Source organism: Pseudomonas sp. KH_050 (assembly GCF_057838875.1).
The window spans coordinates 5,782,824-5,801,658 of record NZ_CM174478.1; the positions used below are offsets into that span (position 1 = coordinate 5,782,824).

General features: G+C 59.5%; 17 protein-coding genes, 1 tRNA gene and 3 pseudogenes. 11 read left to right on the forward strand and 10 right to left on the reverse strand.

The features are described 5' to 3' along the window. The first annotated feature begins 299 nt into the window (after positions 1–299). The 3 genes from AC3IUA_RS26610 (at position 300) to AC3IUA_RS26620 (ending at position 4,435) form a co-directional block, all read left to right on the forward strand. Entirely contained in the window at positions 300–2,357 is a 2,058-nt protein-coding gene (locus tag AC3IUA_RS26610; RefSeq protein ID WP_489357804.1) for a methyl-accepting chemotaxis protein, read from the forward strand. A 159-nt stretch (positions 2,358–2,516) separates the two neighbouring features. Continuing rightward, positions 2,517–2,593, forward strand: a tRNA-Met gene (locus AC3IUA_RS26615). 279 nt (positions 2,594–2,872) lie between these two features. Then, positions 2,873–4,435, forward strand: a complete 1,563-nt coding sequence (locus AC3IUA_RS26620) for a sensor domain-containing diguanylate cyclase (RefSeq protein ID WP_489357805.1) — start codon at positions 2,873–2,875, stop codon at positions 4,433–4,435. Between the two features lie 39 nt (positions 4,436–4,474). On the opposite strand, the gene AC3IUA_RS26625 is transcribed toward AC3IUA_RS26620, so the two are convergent. Beyond that, positions 4,475–4,786 carry an isochorismate lyase gene (locus tag AC3IUA_RS26625; protein ID WP_489357806.1) on the reverse strand — a complete coding sequence of 104 codons (312 nt, stop codon included), beginning with the start codon at positions 4,784–4,786 and terminating at the stop codon, positions 4,475–4,477. 204 nt (positions 4,787–4,990) lie between these two features. Between AC3IUA_RS26625 and ggt the strand changes: the two genes are divergently transcribed. Next, entirely contained in the window at positions 4,991–6,835 is a 1,845-nt protein-coding gene (ggt, locus tag AC3IUA_RS26630; protein WP_489357807.1) for a gamma-glutamyltransferase, read from the forward strand. Positions 6,836–6,913: 78 nt separating this feature from the next. Next, positions 6,914–7,087: pseudogene (locus AC3IUA_RS26635) on the forward strand (transcriptional regulator); the annotation flags it as partial. Between the two features lie 4 nt (positions 7,088–7,091). On the opposite strand, the pseudogene AC3IUA_RS26640 reads toward AC3IUA_RS26635, so the two are convergent. The 3 genes and pseudogenes from AC3IUA_RS26640 to AC3IUA_RS26650 form a co-directional block, all read right to left on the reverse strand. Beyond that, positions 7,092–7,187, reverse strand: a pseudogene (locus AC3IUA_RS26640) (TOBE domain-containing protein); the annotation flags it as partial. A gap of 64 nt (positions 7,188–7,251) precedes the next feature. Next, positions 7,252–8,346: a D-alanine--D-alanine ligase gene (ddlA, locus tag AC3IUA_RS26645; RefSeq protein ID WP_489362495.1), complete on the reverse strand. Its 1,095-nt coding sequence runs from the start codon at positions 8,344–8,346 to the stop codon at positions 7,252–7,254. A gap of 51 nt (positions 8,347–8,397) precedes the next feature. Further along, positions 8,398–8,877 (reverse strand): GNAT family N-acetyltransferase, encoded by a 480-nt coding sequence (locus tag AC3IUA_RS26650; RefSeq protein ID WP_489357808.1) that lies wholly within the window; start codon positions 8,875–8,877, stop codon positions 8,398–8,400. A 203-nt stretch (positions 8,878–9,080) separates the two neighbouring features. Here AC3IUA_RS26650 and AC3IUA_RS26655 point away from each other — a divergent pair, with 203 nt between their 5' ends. Together AC3IUA_RS26655 and AC3IUA_RS26660 are read left to right on the forward strand one after the other, a co-directional pair. Beyond that, the gene (locus AC3IUA_RS26655) at positions 9,081–9,890 is read left to right on the forward strand and encodes an AraC family transcriptional regulator (protein WP_489357809.1); all 810 of its coding nucleotides are present in this window, start codon (positions 9,081–9,083) and stop codon (positions 9,888–9,890) included. A gap of 77 nt (positions 9,891–9,967) precedes the next feature. Next, a complete protein-coding gene (locus AC3IUA_RS26660; protein WP_489357810.1) occupies positions 9,968–10,336 on the forward strand; it encodes a cupin domain-containing protein in 369 nt (122 codons plus the stop codon). Between the two features lie 218 nt (positions 10,337–10,554). Here AC3IUA_RS26660 and AC3IUA_RS26665 read toward each other — a convergent pair whose 3' ends face one another. Both AC3IUA_RS26665 and AC3IUA_RS26670 read right to left on the reverse strand, forming a co-directional pair. After that, entirely contained in the window at positions 10,555–11,013 is a 459-nt protein-coding gene (locus AC3IUA_RS26665; RefSeq protein WP_489362497.1) for a methyl-accepting chemotaxis protein, read from the reverse strand. Between the two features lie 81 nt (positions 11,014–11,094). Next, positions 11,095–11,871, reverse strand: a pseudogene (locus AC3IUA_RS26670) (PAS domain-containing protein); the annotation flags it as partial. Between the two features lie 192 nt (positions 11,872–12,063). Between AC3IUA_RS26670 and AC3IUA_RS26675 the strand changes: the two are divergent. Further along, positions 12,064–12,573, forward strand: a complete 510-nt coding sequence (locus AC3IUA_RS26675; RefSeq protein WP_489357811.1) for a RidA family protein — start codon at positions 12,064–12,066, stop codon at positions 12,571–12,573. Between the two features lie 98 nt (positions 12,574–12,671). On the opposite strand, the gene AC3IUA_RS26680 is transcribed toward AC3IUA_RS26675, so the two are convergent. Beyond that, positions 12,672–14,009: an MFS transporter gene (locus AC3IUA_RS26680; protein WP_489357812.1), complete on the reverse strand. Its 1,338-nt coding sequence runs from the start codon at positions 14,007–14,009 to the stop codon at positions 12,672–12,674. Positions 14,010–14,272: 263 nt separating this feature from the next. Here AC3IUA_RS26680 and AC3IUA_RS26685 point away from each other — a divergent pair, with 263 nt between their 5' ends. Together AC3IUA_RS26685 and AC3IUA_RS26690 are read left to right on the forward strand one after the other, a co-directional pair. Continuing rightward, entirely contained in the window at positions 14,273–15,445 is a 1,173-nt protein-coding gene (locus AC3IUA_RS26685) for a hypothetical protein (protein ID WP_489357813.1), read from the forward strand. A 179-nt stretch (positions 15,446–15,624) separates the two neighbouring features. Next, positions 15,625–16,149 (forward strand): lysine methyltransferase, encoded by a 525-nt coding sequence (locus AC3IUA_RS26690; protein ID WP_489357814.1) that lies wholly within the window; start codon positions 15,625–15,627, stop codon positions 16,147–16,149. Between the two features lie 10 nt (positions 16,150–16,159). Here the strand turns inward: AC3IUA_RS26690 and can are convergent, their stop codons facing one another. Further along, positions 16,160–16,804 (reverse strand): carbonate dehydratase, encoded by a 645-nt coding sequence (can, locus tag AC3IUA_RS26695; RefSeq protein WP_489357815.1) that lies wholly within the window; start codon positions 16,802–16,804, stop codon positions 16,160–16,162. Between the two features lie 154 nt (positions 16,805–16,958). On the opposite strand from can, the gene AC3IUA_RS26700 reads away from it, so the two are divergent. Continuing rightward, positions 16,959–17,363, forward strand: coding sequence for a serine kinase/phosphatase (locus AC3IUA_RS26700; RefSeq protein ID WP_489357816.1), 405 nt, complete (start codon positions 16,959–16,961; stop codon positions 17,361–17,363). A gap of 140 nt (positions 17,364–17,503) precedes the next feature. On the opposite strand, the gene rimI is transcribed toward AC3IUA_RS26700, so the two are convergent. After that, positions 17,504–17,956, reverse strand: coding sequence for a ribosomal protein S18-alanine N-acetyltransferase (gene rimI / locus AC3IUA_RS26705; protein ID WP_150807591.1), 453 nt, complete (start codon positions 17,954–17,956; stop codon positions 17,504–17,506). After that, on the reverse strand, positions 17,949–18,734 hold the full coding sequence (locus tag AC3IUA_RS26710; protein WP_489357817.1) for an energy transducer TonB: 786 nt from the start codon (positions 18,732–18,734) through the stop codon (positions 17,949–17,951). The genes rimI and AC3IUA_RS26710 overlap by 8 nt, the downstream gene beginning before the upstream one ends. Between the last annotated feature and the right edge of the window lie 101 nt (positions 18,735–18,835).

The following is an 18,835-nucleotide window of genomic DNA, read 5'->3' on the forward strand; positions in this document are numbered from 1 at the left end:
TTGCAGGTGCGACAATGTGCCATTTTTCAGTGCAGCAAAGCCATCCCCTTAGCCTGCTAACGACTTCATCTTGAGCCCGCCAAGTGATAGCCGAACGCCATGGTCTGAATCTTGCCTTGTTTATCCGCTTCAACGCGGCCCCTTACAAAGGGACCGAGAATGGGAAGTTTCGCTACAGGGCTCACCTCACAGGGCACACGCTGGCGGACTTTCCGAGGCCTTTAACGAGGGCACAGGTCCGGGCCATACCGCCAGGACTGCACGCCATTTGTGCGTAGTGCCCAGAGGAGTAGTCGGGCATGCAGGCTTTTCTATCACCAGGAATCAGATTGCTCGGGCGCTTCGGCTTTGCCCGCAAGTTTCAGCTGTTATTTCTGCTGTTCATCCTGCCGCTGATGGGCAGCCTGTGGATGATCGGCCAGGATTACCGTGACAAGCTGAGCCTGATTTCCGGCGAGCGTGCCGGGGTTCGCCAGTTACTGGCGCTCGACGCCCTCGACAACCTGCTCGCCGCCCAGCGTGACCGCGCGGCCCGCTGGCGAGCCACGGAAACCAATCGTCAGCCAACGCCCGCGACCCTCGCCGCCATGGCCGCATTCGATGCGGTTCAGCCGGCGCTCAATCAGGCCGCTACAGACTTCGGTACGGCCCTGAAAATCGAAGGCGCCACGGGCGACACCTTGAGCCGCTATCAAGCGCTCCAGGCGGCTCTCAACGGCCTGGATTCGAAAAGTCTGAGCAGCGTCGGCTGGTGGCCGGACGGTTACGAGCGTTTCACCGCCGCGTTGAGTGCGCTGCAAGCCCTGCGCGAGCAGATTGCCATGGATAACCGGCTGATCCTCGCCCCATGGCTGGAAACCTACCTGCTGACGCAAATCTCTACTCAACATACGCCGGACCTGATTGAACGGGTCGGTCGCCTTGCCAGCGTCGGTCAGGCGTCAGTGGTGTCCGGGCAATTCACCCTGCAGAGCCGCCTGCAACTGCGGGACCTGCGCAGCCGCATCGGCGATGCCCGCGAGCAACTGGTGAAGACTGGCACCCTGCTCGAGGCCCGACTGCCCAGTGCCTTGCAGTCCTGGGCCGGGCAATACCATCGCAGCTTGAAGCTTCTGGACGAGGGCCTCAAAGTGCTGGATGACGGGGTCTTCGGCGGCAGCATCAAGCTCAAGCCGGAAGAGTTCGAACGCAACCTTGACGCCCTGCTCCGCGACCTGGCGTCGCTGCGGCAGCAGTCTCTGCAAGCGCTGGACAGCCGCCTGGATTACTACCACGGTTCAGCTGTCGGCCAACTGACCCTGGTGGCGACGATCTTCGGCTGTTTGCTGCTGGCCGCGCTGTACCTGTTTGTCTGCCTGCAAGCCTCGATCCGTCGCAGCGCCAGCGGCATTACCCTGTTGGCTGAAGCCCTGCGTGACGGCAATCTGTCTCTGCAGGTCCCGGTGCACGGGCGCGACGAACTGGCCGCCATCAGCACCGCGCTCAATGTCGCCGTGCTGCAACTGCGCAGCAGCCTGCTCGGAGTCGATCACGAAACCCTGCAACTGAGTAACGCAGTGCGAGCCCTCAACGATCACTCCGGCGGTGCCTTGGGCGAAGTCGAAGCGCAGCAATTGCAGATCAGTCAGATCGCCGCGGCGGCGACCCAGCTGGCCGCCACCTCACAAGGCGTCGCGCAGAGTTGCGAACAAGCCTCCGGCAGTGCCCGGCACACTCAACGGATCGCCGCTGACAGCAGCCGAGACAGCCAGCGGACCACCGCCAGCATCCAGCAACTCAACCAGCGACTGAACGACACGGCCGCAGCGCTGGGTCGGGTCAGCGCTCAGGGCCAGCAGATCCAGTTAGTCGTCGATACTATTCGCGGGGTCGCCGAGCAGACCAATCTGCTGGCATTGAACGCCGCCATCGAAGCGGCGCGGGCTGGCGAACAAGGCCGGGGATTTGCCGTGGTCGCCGATGAAGTGCGCAGCCTGTCGCAGCGCACGCAAATCTCCACCGCCCAGATCGCCGGCACAGTCGACAGCCTGCGGGCCACGGTGAGTGAAGCAGTGAACTTGATGGAAGCCGCTTGCGGGCAGGCGCAAACCGATGCTCAAGCAGTAACCGGGCTTGGCGAACGCCTGGGGGAAATTGCCAGCGCGGTGCAAGGCGTCACCGACACCCTGGCACAGATTGCTACCGCGGTTGAAGAACAGGCCTGCACCGCCGATGAAGTCAGCGGTAATATTCAACAGGTCGATCAAGCGGCCGTGCGCCTGCTCGAAGGCGCGCGAGCGGTGAACCGCGCGGCGGACACCTTAAGCCAAGGCAGCAATGCACTGAGTGAAAATACCGGGAGGTTTCGCTTGAGTTGAAGCCGCCGGGCCGCAGCAAAGAACCGGCACGTCGTGCTTCCAACACCGCCCACCACCCCGGCTGACCAGGGGGTTTCGATAAACAGTTGATAGTGTAGATAAATTTTCAATAAAAACGCTTGACGCATTTCCGTTATCGGCGAATAATGCGCGCCACTTGGCTACATAGCTCAGTTGGTTAGAGCATAGCATTCATAATGCTGGGGTCCGGGGTTCAAGTCCCTGTGTAGCCACCAAGTACTAAAAACGGCTTACCGAAAGGTAGGCCGTTTTTTTATGTCTGGAGATAAGTAGTGCTCCAGACCCGGTCAAATCAGCCGGTACGCCAGAACGCGTCACGCAGGGAACGGCTGCTGATTGCTGCACCCTCATTCGAGGCAATGCTCAGGTAAGGCGCCCTGTCTCGGCGTTGATGATGCATAGTTGCAGGCGACACGACGCAATCAGTGGCCAGGTAAGCCGCAAAAAATGGCAAAGAGGATAAATTGCCATTCCATCAGGTTTCAGGGAGTGACATGCCGCAACCATCTTTGAAAACTCATATCGCCGAACGTCCAACCACTGAAAAGCCCGAGTCCGGACTCAAGGTTCGATCTGCAATACTTTTCCTGATGGCGGTATGTCTGTCGCTGGTGGCAGTGGCTATTTGGGAGAGCTGGAGTTCCCGTCAATACCATTTGGGCGACAAAGAAGTCGCGATGTCAAACCTTGCGCAGACCCTGTCATCGCAGGCGCAGGCGTCAATCAAGCAAGCCGACACCGTTTTATTCGGCCTGGTAGACCGTCTCGAAATCGATGGCATGGGCCACGAGCAGATTCCCAGGTTGAAACGCTTGCTCAGTTCCCAGCGCAAGGAGTTGAGCCAATTACACGGCCTGTTCATTTATGACGAAAAAGGCCGGTGGGTAGCGAACTCGAACGAGATCATCCCGTCCAGCGCCAACAACTCCGACCGCGAGTATTTCACCTTTCATCAAGAGCATCCGGACCGCGGACCGCATATCGGGCCTTCGATACAAAGTCGCTCCACCGGCGACTGGATCATGCCCGTGTCGCGCCGGATCAATCACCCCGATGGCAGTTTTGCCGGGGTGGTGCTGGCAACCCTGTATCTGGATCATTTTCTTCAGCTGTACAACAGCATTGATATCGGCGCTAACGGCGTCATCAATCTGATATCAGCCGACGCCAGAATAGTGATTCGCCGCCCGTTCAAGGAAGCTGAAATCGGCACCAGCCTCGCCGGTGGCCCACTCTTCACTCAACTCTTGCCCAAGGGCTCTTTTGGTTCCGCAACCGTCAAATCCTATGTGGACGGTGTCGAACGCGTGGTGGGTTATCGGCGAGTCGATCAGTATCCGCTGATCATATTTGTCGCGCAGAACAAGGACGAGGCTCTCACAGGCTGGCGACAGGCGTCATTACTGAGCGCGGCGATCGTGGCTTTTCTGCTGATGATTCTGGGGCTGCTCGGCTATCGGCTGATCAGGCTCATGAAGCAGCAAAATCACATCCAGAACGAATTGCTGGGTGCTCAGGACCAATTGATCGAGGCCAATCGGACGCTGGCGTTATTAGCGTTGGAGGATGCCCTGACAGGGTTGGCGAACCGGCGTCAGTTCGACCTGTTCATTCATGCGGAGATGGGCCGCGCCAGGCGCAGCCAAGGGAGCCTTGCCCTGCTGATGATCGATGTCGATCACTTCAAGCCTTTCAACGACAAATACGGTCACTTGGTCGGAGACAGCTGTTTACGCACTATCAGCGCAATCATACGGGAGAACATCAAACGGCCCGGCGATCTCGCTGCGCGTTATGGCGGCGAGGAGTTTGCCGTGGTGTTGCCAGGGACTGACTACGTCGGGGCATTTCTGATTGCAGAGAACATTCGCCGCGCCGTTCTGCAAGCAGCAATCGAGCACAACGAAAGCACCGAAGGCATGGTCACAGTCAGCCTTGGCGTCGCCGCCTGCAGCCCGACATCGCAAGAATTACCCGATCACTTGATTGGCGCCTCCGACAAGGCACTCTACGTCGCCAAAGCCAGTGGCAGAAACATGAGCGTTATCGCTAACTGACTGGCTCAACCACGCACGACGAGGGGTAATGGTTGCCCATCACTGATGAGCCTTCCAGCGCTTCAGTTCTTCTTCGATGAAGTGATTGACCAGATCGGCATAAAGCTTTTCGATTGCTGCCGGGCTCAGGCCTTCGGTTTCTGCCCACTCGCGACGCTTGGCCAGCATCGCATTGAAGCGCTCCGGAGCCCGAACCGAGGTTTCCGAGGTTTTGAATTTCGACGCGGCCAGAACGTATTTGAAACGTGTGCCAAGCAGCTTGATGACGGCTCGATCGAGGGCATCGATCTCGCGTCGAATATCTTCCATGCCTTCACATTCGTCAGGGCGTAATTGATTGACGACTTCCATGTTGATAGCTCCGGCTTATCAGGGAAACGCGTGGGTTGATGCAGCCATTCGATTTAAACACGCAGGGTCAGACCTCGTCATTTGAACCCGAGACCAGCGGCGTCGCCCCGCGCGTTGCGCCGGCCGCTGTCGGCCGATACATTCCCCACTCGCAGTCACCGCTGCGCTCGATACCTCTATTTTCCAACGGACGGAGCGCCCCGCGTGTTCTCAGCCTTCAATTTACGCCACTACCGCTTATCTGCCCTTTCGCTGATAGCCGCCGCACTCACCCTCGCCGCCTGCAACGCCCCGCCCTGGGCCCCCTCCGGCGGCGCCCTGGCGCTGGCCCCGGAACTTGCTTCGGGTTATCGCAGCGATTTGCGCACCCAATACGCCTCCCGGCACATGGCGGCGGCGGCCAACCCGCTGGCGGCCGAGGCCGGGCGTGAAATGTTGCGTCAGGGCGGTTCGGCGATCGATGCGGCGATTGCTATGCAAGCGGTGCTGACCCTGGTGGAACCACAATCCTCGGGTATTGGTGGCGGTGCACTGATCATGCTCTGGGATGGCAAAACCGTGCGGGCCTACGACGGTCGTGAAACCGCTCCTGCGGGCGCGAGCGAAAAGCTCTTCCTGCAAGCCGATGGCCAACCGATGCCGTTCACCCAGGCGCAGATTGGCGGTCGTTCGGTCGGCACACCGGGGGTATTGCGCGCCCTTGAGCTGGCTCACAACCAACACGGTCGCCTGCCTTGGGCTCAGTTGTTCGAACCGGCCATCCACCTGGCGGAGCACGGTTTCCTGATCTCGCCACGACTGCACGCACTGATTGCAGCCGATCGCGCCCTGCCCCACTCGCCGGACATGGCCAGTTACTTCCTGAATGTCGACGGCAGCCCGAAAGCCGTCGGCACTCCGCTGAAAAACCCGGCGCTGGCAGCCGTCCTGAAACGGATCGGCAAAGAAGGCCCCGCGGCCCTTTATCAAGGCTCGGTCGCCGAGGAGATCGTCGCCAAGGTTCAGCGTCACGCCAACCCCGGCAGCCTGTCGATGAACGATCTGCAAGGCTATCGCGCCAAAGAGCGCATGCCACTGTGCACCGACTACAAACGCTGGCAAGTCTGCGGCATGCCACCACCGTCTTCCGGAGGAATCGCTGTCGCGCAAATCCTCGGTACCCTGCAGGCCCTGGAAAGCCGCGATAGCCGTTTTGCCCTGCCACCCCTCAAGCCAGTCCCGAGCACTACCGCCGCCGGCCTGGAGCCGGCGCCTGAAGCCGTCCACCTGATCGCCGAGGCCGAACGCCTGGCCTATGCCGACCGCGCGCTCTATGTGGCTGACCCGGACTTCGTCCCGGTGCCGCTCGCAGGCCTGGTCGCCCCCCACTACCTGGCAACTCGAGCCGCCTTGATCGGTGAGCGCAGCATGGGCATGGCCAAGCCGGGCAATCCGGCTGGTGTCCAGCTGGCCTATGCTGCAGACCGCTCACCAATGCGGATTTCCACCTCGCAGGTGGTCGCGGTCGACGACAGGGGCGGCGCCGTGTCGATGACCACCACTGTGGAAGCGGCCTTCGGTTCTCACCTCATGGTTCAGGGTTTTTTGCTCAACAACCAATTGACCGACTTCTCCTTCATCCCGGAGGAAAACGGCCTGCCCGTCGCCAATCGCGTCGAACCTGGCAAACGTCCGCGCTCTTCCATGGCGCCGACGCTGATCTTCGATCGTCAGAGCGGTGAACTGGTGGCCACTGTGGGCTCCCCGGGCGGCTCGCAAATCATCGAGTACGTCGCCAAGTCCGTGGTGGCCCTGCTCGACTGGAACATGGACCCGCAAGCCGCCATCAGCCTGCCCAACTTCGGCAGCCGCAACGGCCCGACCGAACTCGAGCAGGGGCAATTCAGCCCGGCACTGGTACAAGCGCTCAGGGATAAAGGGCATGAGATGAAGCAGATCGACATGACCAGCGGCACCCAGGCCATCGTCCGGGTTCGTGATGCCCAAGGCAAAGCGTCATGGGCCGGCGGCGCCGATCCACGGCGTGAAGGTGAAGCGCTGGGGGATTGATCGGGGTTAGGGACAGGTCGGCACCCACAGGCAGTACGACGCGATCAACGCCGACGCCGTTGAAATGGAGTAACCACCATGAATATTCGCCCTATTCACAGCGATCAAGACTACCGTGCGGCACTCAAGGAAGTGTCTACGCTATTCGACAATGAACCAGAACCTGGCACCGCCGAAGATGATTACTTCGACGTCATGATCACCCTCATCGAAGCCTATAAGTCGAAGCAATTCCCGGTCGACTTGCCCAATCATTGCCACCCGGCAGTTTCAAGGAAACTTCGGCGTTGACGGCGCTTTCCTGCAGCCTGCTGATGCTGCCTTTGAAGACGTTACGCGCACTGACCTTCATGGACGTGTACCCTCGAATAATAATTTTTGAGAACAACCTCGCCCGTCATTGAATATAGCCCCCCCTAGCGACTGTATTTCAACCCCTGGCGCGCGGCATGGCGTTCCAGTGCCAGATCGATCAGCCGACTGACCAGCTCACCGTAGCTCATGCCCGCAGCCTGCCAGAGCTTGGGGTACATGCTGATGCGGGTGAAACCCGGCAGCGAATTGACTTCATTGATCAGCACTTCACCAGTATCGGTGAGGAATACATCAACACGAGCCAGGCCGGAGCAGCCGAGTACCTGGAACGCCTCGATGGCGAGGGCGCGGATGCGTTCGCTGCTCTCCAGGCTGATGTTTGCCGGAACCACCACTTCTGCGGCCTGGTCATCGATGTATTTGCTGTCGTAGGAGTAAAAGCCACTACGCACCACGATCTCGCCGCAACCGCTGGCGATCGGCTGGTCATTGCCCAGCACCGCGCATTCGATTTCGCGACCATTGACCGCGGACTCGATAAGGATTTTTTCGTCGAAGTTCAGCGCCAGCGCTACGGCCGCCACATACTCGGCCTCATTGCTGACCTTGCTGACGCCCACCGAAGAACCCTGGTTCGCCGGCTTGACGAACATCGGCAGGCCGAGCTTGAGTTGCGCTTGAGCAAAATCGGTGCGAGTGGCGTTGGCACGAGTCAGGGTGATGAACGGGGTGATCGCCAGCCCGGCATCGCGCAGCAGGCGTTTGCTGACGTCCTTGTCCATGCAGACTGCCGAGCCGAGCACGTCGGAGCCGACGAAGGGCAGGTCTGCCATGCGCAGCAAGCCCTGCAGGCAACCGTCCTCGCCGAGGGTGCCGTGGACGATGGGAAAGGTCACGTCGACATGCTCCAACAGCTCCTGGCTGGAAGTCTCGACCAGTTGCTGGCTGGGTTTGCCGGGCACTACGGCCAGCTCGCGGTTCGATTGGTTGAGGGCAATCAGCGCCGGATTTTCCTGGTTGATCAGAAAGTTCGAGGTGTCATTCAGGTGCCAGCGCCCTTGCTTGTCGATACCGATCAGCATCGGCTCGAAGCGCGAACGGTCCAGCGCATCGACGATGTTCTTCGCCGATTGCAACGAGACTTCATGCTCTGCCGAGCGGCCACCAAAAATAATCCCGACCCGCAATTTGCTCATCATCCGGCCTCCTGATGAAAGTACTGTTTCTGGATACGGCAAGCGAAGGTCTCAGGCCTGCGCATAACGCAGATGAATCAACGCCACACGCTGGCCTTTTTTGTCTTTGCGCTCTTCTATCGCGTAAGGCGTAAAGCCGAGTTTTGGATAGAGCAACAGCCCCGCCACATTCGAATTGAAGCAGGACAAGGTCACCTCGCCAGCGCGATGCTGGCTCAGGGCGGTGTCGATCATGTGCCTGATGAGATGCCCACCGATCCCACCCGATCGTGCTTCAGGATCAATGATGACATTGCCGATGGTGCAGGTCCCCTCGGTTTGCCATTGGTAGAAGTTGGCAAAACCGACCACCCGCTCATCCTGTTCGATGACTGTCGAATCCGAGCGCTGGGCGATGGAGTTACGCAGTTGCTCGTGGGTCAACGGCCAGGTAGCTGCGGGGAAGAAGAAAAACAACTCGTCCTCGTTGCGGGCAAAACTGCAGATCCGTGGAATGTCCCGTTCCTCTACTGGCCGATAGCCAAGTTTCATCCTCTGTCTCCTGACAGTGTGCTCGGATCTGTAGTTCTACCCGACCTCGGGTGCGTGGATCAACCTCGCAGGTTGCAAGCGCCAGCCATTGTTTTGCAGCACCCCTCCCAGCGTGCAGAAATACGCCTTCGGGCCCGATGAAGACAGTCGGCCAGCATTGCGTTACCGTATTTTCCATTGAGCACAGAGCAGGGTCGCTCCTCATGGGCAAACATCACAGCCAGACCGACTGGCTCCACCGCGCGCCCCGTGCCAGCGGTATGGAGCGCATCGAGGCGTTTTTTTCCGGTCACGGTTATGACCTGCACCGCCACGACACCTACGCCATTGGCCGAACGCTGGCGGGCGTGCAGAGCTTTCAGTATCGCGGCGAGTGGCGACACAGCCTGCCAGGCGGGACCATGGTGTTGCACCCGGATGAAGTCCACGACGGTGAGGCCGGCACCGAGGACGGCTTCAAGTACCGGATGATGTACATCGAGCCGGCGCTGATTCAGCAGATGCTCGGTGGCAAGCCGCTACCCTTTATCAAGACCGGTCTGTCTGCTGATCCTCGGCTGTATGCGGCGACCCAGGTGTTGCTGCAGAGCCTGGACTGCCCGCTTGATCCACTGGAAGAGCAGGACGCGCTGTTCGACCTGGCCAATGCCCTGAGTAGCGTGTCCGGCGTGACTGCGATCCGCCAGAGTTTCGATTATCAAGCAGCGGAACGGGCGCGGGAATTCATCCACAGCGCCCTGGATCGCACCGTGACCCTGGATGAACTGGCCGAGCACAGCGGCCGCGATCGCTGGGGTCTGTCGCGGGATTTCCGTCTGCTGTTCGGCACCAGTCCTTACCGTTACCTGACCATGCGCCGCCTGGATCTGGTCCGTTCGTTGCTGATGCAAGGCCAGCCGCTGGTCAGCGCCGCGCTGATCGCCGGCTTCACCGATCAAAGCCATATGACCCGACAATTCAGCAAAACCTACGGCCTGTCACCGGCGCGCTGGTTGAAGATGCACGGGCGTTGAAGGCTGCACAATCGTTCAAGAAACACCCTGCTGCCTTGGCTATCGTTGGTTCAAGATCACCCGGCGGATGAACCCCCATGAGTCATTATCAAAGCCTGAATTTTGCGCAAAAGCTCAGCCTGTTCAACGAGCACTGGACGCCCAGGGTCATCGCCGAAATGAACGACTACCAGTTCAAGGTGGTGAAGCTGCAAGGGGATTTCATCTGGCACCACCATGCCGATACGGACGAGACCTTCATCGTCCTCGACGGTCAACTGCGCATCGACTTTCGCGATGGCCAGGTGTTGGTATCCCAAGGAGAAATGTTTGTCGTGCCCAAGGGCGTCGAGCACAAACCCTTTGCCGAGCACGAGGTCAAGCTGCTGCTGATCGAGCCCAAGGGTGTACTGAACACCGGGGATGAGGGTGGCGAGCGGACGGCGGTGAATGATGTGTGGATTTGAGGTCAGAGGGCACTGAGACGACAAGCCCGCGCCTGGGCCATCTCGCTGGGTAAGTGCCGCCCGCCGAAAAGATCGCAGGCTCCGCCAGCGCCTACGCCGAAGCAGTCGTAAGCCCAGTATATGCAGTGTGCCTGGCAGAATAGGGTTGCCGAGCTCCAGCGGGGCAAGCCCCCTCGCCACAAAGTCTGCGCTCGGCACTCTCTATTTGCACGGCGCATTTACACCGACAACTGATTGGCAAACTGCCCCACCGCACTGACCACTTTTTGCGCGCCGTCCTGAATCTCGACAATCACCGTGCCTGCTTCGGCGGCCAGTGCCAGGCCTTGTTCGGCCTGGAGTTTGCCATCGCTCATCAAGGTCACTGCGTCACGGGCCATGTCCTGGTTCTGGCGCACCACCCCGACGATTTCATCGGTAGCTTTGCTGGTGCGAGAAGCCAGTTGCCGGACCTCATCGGCGACCACCGCGAACCCTCGCCCCTGCTCGCCGGCGCGGGCCGCCTCGATCGCGGCGTTGAGCGCCAGCAGGTTGGTCTGTTCGGCGATGCCGCTGATGGTCTTGACGATGGTGCCAATCACCAGCGATTGCTCGTTCAGCGCCTCGATGCCTTCGCCGGCCTGTTGCATATGCCTGGCCAGTTCGCGCATCACATTTACCGCCTGAGTGACGACCATGGTCCCGCGCTGGGCGCTGCTGTCGGTCAGTAATGAAGTGCTATAGGCAATATTCGCCGCCTCGGCCACGGCCGCTTCCTGATTCACCTGGTCAGTAATCACTGTGGCGAATTTGACGATTTTGTAGAGCGTGTCATTGGCGTCGGTCACCGGGTTGTAGGACGCCTCCAGCCAGACCTCGCGACCATGGCTGTCGATGCGTTTGAAGCGGTCAGCGACAAACTCGCCGGCGTTCAAGCGTTTCCAGAACGCCTGATAGGTTGCGCTGTTGTATTCCTCCGGCTCGCAGAAGGTGCGGTGATGTTTACCTTTGATCTGCGCCAGGCTGTAACCCATGCCGTTGAGAAAGCGATCATTGGCGGTCAGCACGTTACCGTTCAGATCGAACTCGATCACCGCGGCTGAACGCAACAGCGCGCCGATCATGTTTTCGTGCTCACGGGAGGTCTCAATGGTGCGGGTCAGGTCGCTGGCGAAAATCGAAAAATGCTTGATCCGCCCATTCGCCCCGCGAATGGGTTGCATGATCGAGCGCAACCAGGCTTCCTGGCCATTGCCTCTGAGCAAGCGAACCGCCCCGGCGAAATGCTCGCCACGGGTCAGCGCGGCTTTGAAGCGATGGTGAAAATCATCCGCCTTCACATGGGCCGGAACGATGTCTTCGATGTGCCGCCCCAGCAGCTCATTGCTTTTGTAGAACATCTCATCGATGAAGTTCTCATTCACCGACTGAATCCGCCCATCGGGGTCGAGGGTCATGGCGAGCATCTCGCTTTCCAGGCTTTCTTTAACTTGCGCCAGGCTGGAGAGTTCTTCGCGAAGAGCCGACAGCTCCTGCTTCAAGCGGTTGTTGAACATGGAGTGCACCGATGGCCAAGGATGAGTGCTGCGTTAGCTTTACCCATCGGCCACGGGAAAATTTTCTGAAGTGCACGCCCGCAGAAAATAGTGGCCATGGGCCTTGCTGCGCTGAAAAACCCGGATTCCCTCAGTGATCCGAGGCGCTATAGTGGGAGCAACAATATTCAGCGGCTGCCAGGGAGTTGCGCAATGGACAGTTCACGCAAGGCACTATTCGACGGGGTTGCCAAAACTCTCGGCCACAGTTTCGAGGGCGAAATGCGCATCGGTGGCAACTATGTGCCGGCGCTGCAAAACGGTGATGAGGTGTACGTCAGCGGCCAGATCCCGCGCATCGACGACACTGTGATAGTGGTGGGACGGGTGGGCGCGGAAGTCTCTCTGGAGCGGGCCCGGCACGGAGCAAAGATTTGCACCCTGCGCGCGCTGGCCATCCTGGGGCAGTTACTTGGCGACCTGGAGCGGATCAAGCAGGTCTTGCGCATTAATGTCTATGTCCAGAGCGCTGCGGACTTCACTCAACAAAGCGAAGTAGCAGACGCTGCGTCCGAAGTCCTCTATTCGATTTTTGCCGATGCAGGCGTCCACACCCGCACTTCAGTGGGTGTTTATCAGTTGCCGAAAAATGCCTCGGTTGAAATCGACATGATCGTCGCGCTAGAGCCGGCTGAAGCGCCTCATGAAGAAGCCGAGGACTAGGGAGCCTGGGTATAGACCTCTAAGGTGTTCGCGGGCAAGCCCCAATGCCAGTCGGTTAAGCACTGGAGCCCCCAAAAGATCGCAGCCTGCGGCAGCTCCTACACGTTTGGGGCAGGCCCGCTCACCACACCTGAAGCCACGGCTTCACAACCGACCCGGGGTACACGCGAGCCAAAATACCCCGCGCTGGCTACCCCGACCGCACCCATTACTGCGCAGTAAATCACGCATATCCACGGGCTCCAGGGCATCAACCCGATCAGCAGCAAGGGGGTGATGCTGGCCCACACTGCATACGCGATGTTGTAGGTAAAAGAGATCCCGGAGACACGGATTCGCGCCGGAAACAGGCTGACCATCACCGACGGCACCGCGCCGACCACGCCACAGCTCAGGCCGGCTATCGCATAGGCCAGGCCAATCCAGCTGCCGCCAGCGATCAGGCAACCATAGAGCACAGCAATGCCCAGCGGCAGCAGCAGGCTGTAGAGCATGACTGTGCGCCAGGCACCAATGCGGTCGACAATCAGCCCGGCGAGCACGCAACCGATGTTCAGGAACACAATGCCCAGGCTGCTCAAGGCAAAGGTATGGCTGGCACTCATGCCGAAAGTTTTTTGCATCATGGTCGGGGTGATCACCACAAACACTACCACCGCCGAGGTCAACACGCAGGTGAGGATCATGGCCGGCAACATGGCCGGACGATGGTCACGCAGCACCGTGCGCAGCGGCAGTTCAACGTCGGCTTCACGACGCGCCTGCATGGCCATGAACACCGGAGTCTCGCTCAGCCAACGGCGCAGCCAGACGCCTATCACGCCAAAGGCGCCGCCCAGCAGAAACGGATAACGCCAGGCGTGATCGAGGATTTCCGTGGGGGTGTAGACCTGCGCCAGCAAGGTCGCGGTCAATGCGCCGATCAGGTAGCCGAAAGTCAGCCCGGCCTGCAGAAAACCCAAGGCATAACCGCGATGGCCACGCGGCGCATGCTCGGCGACAAACACCCAGGCACTCGGCACTTCACCGCCCACTGCGGCGCCTTGCAGCACCCGCAGTACCAGCAACAGCAATGGCGCGAAATAGCCGATCTCGGCATAGGTCGGCATGATCCCGATCAGCAGGCACGGCAGCGCCATCATCAGGATACTCAGGCTGAAGACCTGCTTGCGCCCCAACTGATCGGCAAAATGCGCCATCAGGATTCCACCCAGCGGCCGCGCCAGGTAACCCGTGACAAAGATTCCGAAGCTTTGCAGCAGGCGCAGCCATTCGGGCATTTCCGGCGGGAAGAACAGCTGGCTGAGGGTCAGCGCGAAAAACACGAAAATGATGAAATCGTAGATTTCCAGCGCACCGCCCAAGGCCGCCAGGCCTAGCGTCTTGTAGTCCGACCGGGAGAATGGCGCCGGTCGCAAATCAGTAATGGCAGTCATAAACAAACTCTGAATAGGCAAAACCACGGCGCCAATGGTCTACGTAAATGCCCGGAGGAACAACCCGATCAGGTCCGTGGGTAGGTTTTCAGCCGAGTTTTGTGTAGTGAACCCAATGGGCCGCATGAATGCCATGGCCAGAATCCCTATGCCAGTAGGCGTCGATCCTGAAAAGAATCTCCCCGCCCACTTCTGCGTCACCCGCTACTCTCCTTGCTCGGACATTCATCCCGGACAACCGGGACTCTGACAAGGAGCCATGTATGCTGAAACTCACTGGACTGCCCTTAACCCTCGCCGCCCTTACCCTGAGTGCAACCGCCCACGCCGACGTGGAACTGAAGCTGGGGAGCACCGAGCGGGTCACCCGGCTGTTTGCCTATCCCAATAACTGCAATGTGATTTGTTTGCGCGACTGGACGCTGGAGCAGACGGTTGAGCACTACTTGAACCAAAGCGTGCAGCGCGATGGCTACAGCGCAGCGAAAGTCGACGTCAAAGCCGATAATGATCAGCTGTACGCGACGATCAGTGGTGTGCCGGACAATTACGAAAAACCACTGGCAGCGCTACTGGATGCCGGAGATCTGGCCTACAACGGCGCGAGCAAACTGAATGCCGATGGCAAGTGGGCCTATAGCTGGTATCTGTTTCTACCGCTGGGGATGGCGCTGGAGAATCGCAAGAGTGTCGAGTTGCTGCACTTCCCGCCGGATTACTCCCTGACCCGTGCTCAGGACTATCTGGAGTCCGCCACTACCGACCGTTGGGCCACGTTGTTGACCGTCAATGGCATTCCGGCAGAGCAAACACCGGGCTATCAGACCATCATCGACATCGCACCGATTGCCGCGCCGTCCAGCGCGGGAAAGGATCTGGAGGGGGTCTACGACTACTTCAAAGATTACCAGACGACGATGGTCAAGGAAGTCAGCCAGAATGCCAGCGGCGTGGCCTTGCCAATGGTTGCCTTCGGTGCGCCGGTGCGTAACTGGATCAAGCAGCAATATGGGGCAACCGTCAGTGTCCTGGGCTTGGCTCAGATCAGCCCGACCGAAGGGGTGAAGGTGCCGGTTCTGGGCTCCAATCACCCCAGCTATATCTGGTATGCCGCCGACCCGGAGAGTTATGACGGCGATGAAGCCAAGGCCGATGCCGCCGGTTTGATCGTCATGGGCCAGGACTTGAGTGCCGCCTGCTGGCAAGCCGGGATGGGCAGCAAGCCTGGAAGCGATCCGAATGTGCAGTTGAAAAGCTGTATGCAAACCTGGCAAATAACCCGGAAAGAGCAAACCTGCGAGCTGTTCTACACCTCAATCCGCAATCTGACAGTGGCGCAAGCTCAGGCCAAGTGCTCGACGACGCCAATCAAGTCTCAGCTGAGCCAGCTCAAGGCCCCCGCACCGGTAGCCTCGATCGCTGCACCACGATTGTAAAACCAACCGCACAGCCTGTGTCAGCCTTGGCTGACGCAGGCTGGAGCCGATATCGACTGTCAAATCTGACAGTAGATTCTCTTGTTTATTTGCGAGACCCTTGAGGTGGACCCATTTGCTGCAGGGTTGGCAGGACGCCAGTGCACCGCGGTCGCAGCACCGAACCGACAAGGACCGTTATGAAAAGCCCGGCGATGGAAAAACCCCGTAAATCAGCCACCGATTGCCTCTACCCCTACGACAGGGTAGCCATTTCGCAGGGCTACCCCGCGAGGCGCAACTTCAAGACAACCTACAACAAAAACGGACAGGATAGCGCAGTCGTTGCATTGCTGGACCTGCAACGCATACGCCGGATCTGCAAGGTGTCCGGACAATTGCTATCCGCTCGCGGCCCGCACACACGCCAGTTGATACCCGGCATCCATGTCTACGACCCCTACTTCTGTGGTTTGCTGGCGCACTCTTGCGATCCCAATGTCTTTCTCGACATGAGCGAGTTGTGGCTGTGGTCATTGAAGGACATTACCAAGGGCACGCTGCTATGCATGGACTACGCCAGCACCGAAGACGAACTGTTCCATCAGTTCGCCTGCCGTTGTGGTTCAGCCGAGTGCCGAGGCTGGATTACCGGCTATAACGAGCCGCCAAATGCCGAAGGACTGTTGTTTATGCAGCACTGGCGCCGACACAGCCTTTGTTGAGCTGCGTTGCTCAAATCGCTCCGACCGGACGCAAGCGATACTGCGGTGGCAGCTGCTCAAAGCCGCTGATGGTCGCGTTCAGGCTCTTCCAGCGACCATCCTTGATGCCATAGATGCAGCCGTGGACCGACAGGGCCTGCCCACGATGCCAAGCGTTTTGCACTATGCTTGTATGGCCGACGTTGGCGACTTGCTGGATCACGTTCAGCTCGCAGAGACGGTCGACTCGCTCTTCTTCCGTGGCCAGCAGGGCCAGCGGTTCACGGTGTTCGTAGTAAAGGTCACGAATCGAGCGTAGCCAGCCGTCGATCAGGCCCAACTGCCGATCCTGCATCGAGGCGCGCACTCCACCGCAGCCGTAGTGGCCGGTGACCAGGATATGTTTGACCTTGAGCACATCCACCGCGTACTGGATGACCGACAGGCAGTTGAGGTCGGTGTGCAGGACCACGTTGGCGACGTTACGGTGGACGAACAGATCGCCAGGTAGCATGCCAACGATCTCGTTGGCCGGCACCCGAGCGTCCGAACAGCCGATCCACAGGTATTCGGGAGTTTGCTGGCGAGCCAGTTTGGCGAAAAAGTCAGGATCTTCCTGCTTGATCGCGTCGGCCCAGCGCTCGTTGTTATCAATCAGATCTTGTAGTTCGTTCATGCTATGAAGCCTCAAGAATGATGTGCTGCTTTGACAGACGACCGCCGGTCGGGGTCACGCTCAGGGTGAAGATAGCCGAGCGATGGTTAATACAGTGGAATCTTAAAGGGTAATGCCTGTCCACCCTATAGGCCTTACATTATGAGGAGTTGTCATGACTGAATCACGACGTCCCTACGGCGCGCCACAGCCGGAGGAGATCGACGACACCGAAGATCGTATGGGTTCGATGCAGGAGCTGCAATTCGATGAAGACGAATCTCGCGACCGCATCGCCGAGCTGACACCTGACAGCGAACGCCAGCAGGCCCCTGCGCCCAAGCGCGGCCATGAGGCGGGTATGACCGGTGCCTCGACGCCAGATCATGAATCAACCGATGACGACCTCAGCGCCGAAACCATGATCCTCGAAGACGGCGCGCGTGATGCCGGTGAAGCTGGCGAAGACGAGCCGGCCGACTGGGACCTGAGCATCGTCGACGAAGATGACATCGGCGGTGGCAATGGCCTGGATGAAGCCGAAATGGCCGAGCGTGAGCCCGTGGATGGCAATCGCTAGCCCACCGGTATCACTGGAAACACGCCCAACCTGTAGGCGCTGCCGCAGGCTGCGATCTTTAGCTGGCTGTGCAGTACTGCAGACTTGCGACAACCGTCATAACGTCAAAAGATCGCAGCCTGCAGCAGCTCCTACGAGCTTCAGTCGACCAGGGTGCAAGCCATCACTACTGCATCTTCACGCCCGCCCACTGCCGGGTAGTAATCGCGCCGGCGACCGATTTCGTTGAAGCCGTAGCGCTCGTAGAGCTTGAAAGCCGCGCGATTGCTGTCGCGAAGTTCCAGGAAGCATTCCCGAGCCTTCGCTTCGTAAGCGCGGGACATCAAGTGCTCCAGCAGCTGCAAGCCAAGACCGCGACCCTGGTTTTCCGGTTTGACCGTGATGTTCAGCAAATGCGCTTCATCGAGGATGATCTGGACGACACCGTGTCCCACCTGTTGCTCACCTTCGAACATCAACCAGATCTGGTACTTGCCCAAGCCATCAAGAAAAATCCCACGGGTCCAGGGGTGGCTGAACGCCGCGTATTCGATTTTCAGTACAACATCCAGGTCCGCCTCGGTCATCGGACGGAAAGTTACAGCATCACTCATCGTTGCTTTTCCAGCGCGCCATCAGCCGACGCATGGCTTGCCAGATATCAGCCTTACGCTGTGGCTCTTCCATTAATAATTCCAGGCCCGGCAGCGCCCAGACCGAGCCCAGACCTTCGACCTGCAGTTCACGGTTGTAGGATTCGGCGTTCGCTTCACCGGCAAAGCGGATCGCCGGCAGACCGATCAGCCATAGACAGATGCAGGGTGCGTCCTCCAGACGTGCCGAAACAAAACCTTGCACAAAATCGCGAGCTGCTTCAGGACCTTGATCCATCGTGCCGCGTACCAGCAACGGCCAACGCACCGGCTCGCCGACGATTTGCGGGTTGTCCGGCAGACCGGCGGCGCGCAGCATGTCTTTGAGCAGCAAATAGGCCGGATCGCGGGTCTGGAAGGCTTCGCCTGTGGGTAACTCCACCAGCAGCAGGCAAGCACCCGCGCGCAGCAGTTGCAAAGCGAAACGTGGTGGCGGCACTTGCGGCGCCCTGGCCACCGGGGCAGGCGCTTCCTGGGCCTGGACCGCGGGTTTACTCGCGCTGGTCGGCCTTGGCACTTCGATCTTCGCCCGCTCGACAGGCCTGGCCACAGGCTCGGCGGTGACTTTGCCACTTGGAGCAGGCGCAATCGGAGCAGGCACAACCGCCTCGACCGGCGGCTCAGGCATCACCAGCAGCTCCGGGCGCGACGGCGCGGCAAACGGCAATTCGGTGCGCGGCAGCCAGTTGACCACCTGCATGGCGGTCAAATAAGCGCGGCGACGGGACTCGATAAGCAAAGGTCGGCCACTTGTGGATAACTAAAGAAGGGGGATTCTACCGTCCTTCGTCCAAGATCGCCCGCCGTTGATCGATAGAAAATCGGCAGTACGTCTCATCA